2 protein-coding genes are annotated in these 1,751 nt (G+C 66.4%); one reads left to right on the top strand and one right to left on the bottom strand.

Annotated features, from left to right (window positions below; translation table 11 throughout):
• Positions 1 to 351: 351 nt before the first annotated feature.
• The gene (locus tag VMR03_RS04440; RefSeq protein WP_325402670.1) at positions 352 to 894 is read right to left on the bottom strand and encodes a hypothetical protein; all 543 of its coding nucleotides are present in this window, start codon (positions 892 to 894) and stop codon (positions 352 to 354) included.
• Positions 895 to 1,028: 134 nt separating this feature from the next.
• Between VMR03_RS04440 and VMR03_RS04435 the strand changes: the two genes are divergently transcribed.
• Positions 1,029 to 1,655, top strand: coding sequence for an alpha-ketoglutarate-dependent dioxygenase AlkB (locus tag VMR03_RS04435; RefSeq protein ID WP_325402668.1), 627 nt, complete (start codon positions 1,029 to 1,031; stop codon positions 1,653 to 1,655).
• Positions 1,656 to 1,751: the final 96 nt, after the last annotated feature.

The raw sequence follows: 1,751 nt of genomic DNA, 5'->3' as shown, positions 1-1,751 counted from the left end.
ACCGCGACACACGAGTTTGTCGTGCCAAGGTCGATGCCGATTACTTTTCCCATCTCAAAGGTCCTCTTCTCTGTGCGGCAGGCCGTGCGAGCCCGTTCTGTATAGGCGCTCGCGCACCGTCCCGAAAGTGGCGCGGGTCGCGCCACGACGAAAACGGCTCCGGCCCCCTAAGGGGTTCCCCGGCGGGCCCGCAAGCGGACCCTGAAGGGCTCAATTGGTTGGGCTGTATATAGGTTTGGCTTCCGGGGCCCGCAAGCCGTCATGCGGCATTTGGGCCACAGCGATTCGAAATGTGGGTTTGTCCTGCATCATCTTCCCCCAAAGATTCGAATGTACCGGACGGAGCGGCAGTCAGATCTTGCGGTCGGGATAGACGTCGTTCCATTGGCAGGGCTGGGCCTGCAGGGCCTGCCCCCGCGTCGCCGCCTCGGCGATTTCGGCCGGTGTCATCTTCTGGCGCAGATCCCGGGCCTTCTCGGCCGCGTTCTTGTTCCCCTGCGCGGCCGCGAGGTCGAGCCACATCAGCGCCAGCGGCCGGTTTTCGGGCTGGTCGGTCAGCAGCACCCCGATCTTGGCCGGCCCGTTCATGCCCCGCACCAGATCGCCCGAATAGATGCGGCCGAGCTCGTATTGCGCCTCGGCATTGTTCTGGCCAGCGGCCTTGCAGTACCAGCGGGTCGCTTCCTGGTTGTTGAGGACGCCCATCGAGCCCGCGATGGTGCAGCAATGTGCCGCGCCGAGCTTGACCTGCGCGGCCACATCGCCCGCCGCCGCCGCATCCTCGTTCGAGGCGATGACCGCCTGGTCCTTGGCGCGGGATGCGCCCTGAATGGCCGCCGTCGCGCAGCCGCCAAGCGTCAGACTCAGGATCGCCAGTATCGTCACGGTCTTCATGATGTCCCCCTTTGCGGATCTCCCTGGCGAAGCTTAATCCATGCCGCGGGGTCACACCAAATAATATGGCACTCGATATGCCATAAACATGCCCTCTAGACCCAGCGGCTCGCGCCTCTTATGTCCAGGCGATCATGAAACAGGTCTTGGAGACAGGTTTCGACGGCGTCGCGCTCCACCCCGCCCGCCTCGGCCCGACCGACCAGAAGGCCCTGCTCGGGACGCTGCGCGAGGCCGCGCGCGCCGCGCCGCCCTACCGGCCGCGCATGCCGCGCACCGGCCAGCTCTGGTCCACCATGCAGACCAATCTGGGCGCGCTCGGCTGGGTCTCCGACGTAAAGGGCTATCGCTACGAGCCCCGGCACCCGGTCACGGGCGAGCCCTGGCCGCCGATCCCGGACCTCTTGCTTGGCCTCTGGGCCGACCTCGCTGGCTACGCCGCGCCCCCGGAATGCTGCCTGGTCAATGTTTACAGGGGCGAGAAGGCCCGGATGGGCCTCCATCAGGACCGCGACGAGGCGGCGACCGAGGCGCCCGTGCTCTCCATCTCGCTCGGCGACACCTGCCTCTTTCGCGTCGGCGGATTCGCCCGCAGCGACAAGACGAAGAGTTTCCGGCTCGCCAGCGGCGACGTACTCCTCCTCGGCGGCCCGTCCCGAATGCGCTTCCACGGCGTCGACCGCATCGTGCCGGGATCGTCGCAACTGATCGAGGGCGGCGGCCGGCTGAACCTGACGCTGAGGCGCGTGACGAAGCCCTGATCCGGCCCCCTTTCTTTCATGCCTTTCATGCGCGCTCGCACAAGCGCGGCCCCTGCAAAAAAACCATCATCATGGCTCGCTAGTTTGCGCGCCGGA

The organism is Parvibaculum sp. (assembly GCF_035511255.1).
Classification (GTDB): domain Bacteria; phylum Pseudomonadota; class Alphaproteobacteria; order Parvibaculales; family Parvibaculaceae; genus Parvibaculum.
Note: the sequence above shows the minus strand (reverse complement) of the source record. Positions and strands in the feature narration are given on the sequence as shown.

Coding starts and splice junctions, on each gene's coding strand:
- VMR03_RS04440 (WP_325402670.1), bottom strand. CDS start 894: ATGAAGACCGTGACGATACTGGCGATCCTGAGTCTGACGCTTGGCGGC.
- VMR03_RS04435 (WP_325402668.1), top strand. CDS start 1,029: ATGAAACAGGTCTTGGAGACAGGTTTCGACGGCGTCGCGCTCCACCCC.